The 3,310-nt window shown below is 42.9% G+C and carries 3 protein-coding genes; all 3 read left to right on the top strand.

Going from position 1 to position 3,310, the window contains the following annotated elements:
* Positions 1 to 2,007, top strand: a 2,007-nt coding sequence (locus tag ADJ24_RS21875) for a lipase family protein (protein WP_023308698.1), incomplete at its 5' end; no start/stop codon positions are given.
* Positions 2,000 to 2,791, top strand: a complete 792-nt coding sequence (locus ADJ24_RS21880; protein WP_023308697.1) for a hypothetical protein — start codon at positions 2,000 to 2,002, stop codon at positions 2,789 to 2,791. The genes ADJ24_RS21875 and ADJ24_RS21880, both read left to right, overlap by 8 nt.
* Positions 2,721 to 3,310: DUF2345 domain-containing protein (locus tag ADJ24_RS21885; protein ID WP_239663705.1), on the top strand; the 590-nt coding region annotated here is incomplete at its 3' end. The genes ADJ24_RS21880 and ADJ24_RS21885, both read left to right, overlap by 71 nt.

Below are 3,310 nucleotides of genomic sequence, written 5' to 3' on the forward strand. Positions count from 1 at the left end.
ATGACTACCGCTGTATCCTCACTCTGCCGTAAAAATCCCCATGCTCCATGCGAAGAGCAGATGCCCTACTGGGTAGAATTTCAGTTGGTTGATGAGCAGGGCGATCCCGTGGCGAATATGCCATGGATAGCCGAAAGTTCTCATCCTGTTTCAGGGCCAGTCGATAACTTTACGCATTCCGGTCAAAGCGATGCAAATGGACTTATTCGCATTGATATGCCGCATGGACTTGAATTGGCTCTGAAATTAGAATCGACTGCTTTAGTAAATGAAATGGAGAAGAGAGCACTTCGCCCAGGTAGAGATGCAGAAACCGATTCTTTAGTTAGACAGCCTGCAGTAGATGCCGGTTATATCTGGCATTACGCCGTAGTCGGTGAACTTAGTTCAGGTTATCCTAATATCGAATTACATAAAGGCGAAACCTTACCATCCTTCCATTTTCCACCTAACAAGTCTTTCAAAGGGCTTACCGTCCGGACAAATGAACTTGAAAAGCGGCATATTATTGAAATTTGCCCTTTCAGAGCATGGGAGTTGGTATTACATCACCAGGATGAATATTCAATGGCAAATGCCATCAACCTCGGAGCAAGTGCCTCTCTAGCTTATGCCGATGATAAAGCACTCCGGCCGGAATCAATAACACGATTTTATATAAACCAGTGCCAAGATTTATCGCGTTTACCTCAGCTCCATAAAGGCGGTTTTAGTTACAATACACTAGTGCAGGATGTACCATTTAGCGAGCGATATAATCCTCCTGTTTTCATGGATACCTCTAGAGACACCTCGAAGACTGATAATAAAAGTGGCAGTACCTCTGGAGGGGGGAACTCAGCAAAACCAGAAGGCGATACTCAACTGTATTATGTTTACAATACAGACAAAGTCATTGTCGCATGGAGAGGGACTGCAGGGTTGTATGATGTCGGAACGGATCTGGCATTTAGTCCTGTTAGCACTGAGGTATGTGATGTAAATAAAACTATGTGCACAAACTTGAGTCCTGCTGGAAAAGTGCACGATGGATTCCTAAGTGGATATAGTAGATCTGAACGGCTTTTTTCTTCTGAGTTTGATGAGCTCTTAACTTTAATTAGAGCACGAAATTTATTTGTTTGCGGCCATAGTTTGGGGGGAGCGCTTGCATTAATTTACTCTGCTGCACTAAAGTCTGAAAAACCTTTGCTCTACACATATGGTATGCCCCGTACCTTTACCAAGGAGGCAGTTCAGCAGTTATCCGAAATCACCCATTTCCGTCATGTAAATGATAATGATCCCGTTCCAGCAGTTCCACCCGAAGCGAGTCTAGATAATGCGTTATATAACCTCTGGGGACCACTTGGGCAAACTTTAGGAATGCTGTGGTCTGTTGGAGAACTTCTGGCTTACCAAGCTATATCTTGGGGGGATTGCTTTTGGCACCATGGTAATCCAGTTGTATTTCTAACTGCGACACAAAGTCGTGAGTGGCAAGAGTGTAAAACAAGTTTGCCCGTACCTGCTGGTTGCATAAATTTAAAAAGGCTTCTTCCGATAAAAGTTAAATTATATCTTGTTCCTTCTTTGGCGGACCAAGAGATGCAAATTGCAGGCCGTAAACAAAAGGAGTTCAGAACGTCACTAACGGCTAGCAAGCTGGAAGAGATTTTTCCTGAGGGACAAAACCCCGACCGTGGAGCAGATTTAACATTTGGCGATCACTTCATGACGTCGTATATGCCTTACATGAATAATAAATTATTGGAACTAATAGATAACGAAGGATTGATTGAGAACCGGAATTTTACTGAGCATCTATATAATGTAGATCGTTTTAAAGAGCAAATGTCGGAACATAAAGATGAAATTCCTGAAAAGGAATATGAAAGAAATGAGATATTCCTTGACATAGAAGGGTTATTGAAGGCATCACTATCTCCTACTCTGTCTGAATCTTATGGGAATGATGCGCTAGTTCGATTTGCCATTTATGGTGATGAGGTGGTTGAAAATGCTTAATAAAAACAAATTTATTTTTTTATCGCTTGTCTTTTTTATAGTCGGAGGTTGTAGTCATGCCACAAGCAATGCAATTTCCCCTCCAGCGGATACCAAATGGGTGACTATTGAGGTTAGTAATCCTTCAAAATACACAAGACCATTTCCTCTTGAAGTTAGATATATTTCACGTGAATGCCAGAAAAAAAGAGTCAACGGATTTGATGGTTCTGTGGATGCGGAATTAAGCTATAACGTTATTAAAGTACCTTTACAACAGCAGAATGGTGATAAATGGAAAGGTACAGTCGCTATTACTGGCGGGGGGGAGTGCGTATGGAGCTTAAGCGCAATCAATGTGGGTATTGAATATATAGATGCTACACATCTTGGGAATGATTTAGTACCTGGAACTGCGGTTGGTGTAACTATTGCTTTTGATGCTGATGCTGCGCGGAATGGACAATTTGACACTGTGGTGGGGAATGATTTTAATTACACTCCAAAATACTATCCTTTTATAAAAAAATGGAATAATAACCCACAGTCTACTATGCGGGATAAATTATATCTTTTCGGTAAGGAAGATGCGTTTTGGAAAGTGAAGTTGGACTATAAACCTAACGAAAATGTTTTAATAAATTACAATCCCTCTATAGACGAAAATAAAAAAGTATTGATGATATTCCCTAATAAGAAGGGGAAAGATGCTATGTATTCTTTTGTCTATCCAGATGGGAACGTCATTTCATCAAAAAACACAACACCTGATTTTAGCAAAGTCGACGGGACGAGGGGGGAATAATCAGCTAACCAAATTTGGGCATAACGTTAAAGCGAGAGGGGGGCTTCGTGGTGAAGGCACAGAACTGCGGACTAGCGACTGGGTCAGCGTTCGTGGTGGTAAGGGAGTAATGCTTACTGCAGATGCTCAGCCTGACGTCGGCAGTAAAATGCTGGAAATGGACAGGGCTGTAGAACAACTGGAGCAGGCACTCACGCTGGCAAGAAGCCTCCAGGCAGCTGCGAAAGGAGCGAAGGCAACGGTATCAGATATCGACAGCCAAAAGACGCTTAACAGTTCACTGAAATATCTGAAAATGCCAGGAATGCTGGCCAGTGCACCTGCTGGTATAGGCATCCTCAGTCCAGAAGCTGTCCGGCTTGCTTCAGGTGGCGCAAGTATTGGCCTCATGTCAGGTAAAAACACGGATATCAGCACCGGGCAATCGTTCACTGTAGCGGCAAGCGAGGCTGTAAGTTTGTTTGCACAGGCTGCAGGAATGAAGATGTATGCTGGGGCAGGGAAGGTTGATATTCAGGC

It is taken from the genome of Enterobacter sp. 940_PEND, assembly GCF_001059415.1.
Taxonomy (GTDB): Bacteria; Pseudomonadota; Gammaproteobacteria; order Enterobacterales; family Enterobacteriaceae; genus Enterobacter; species Enterobacter cloacae_M.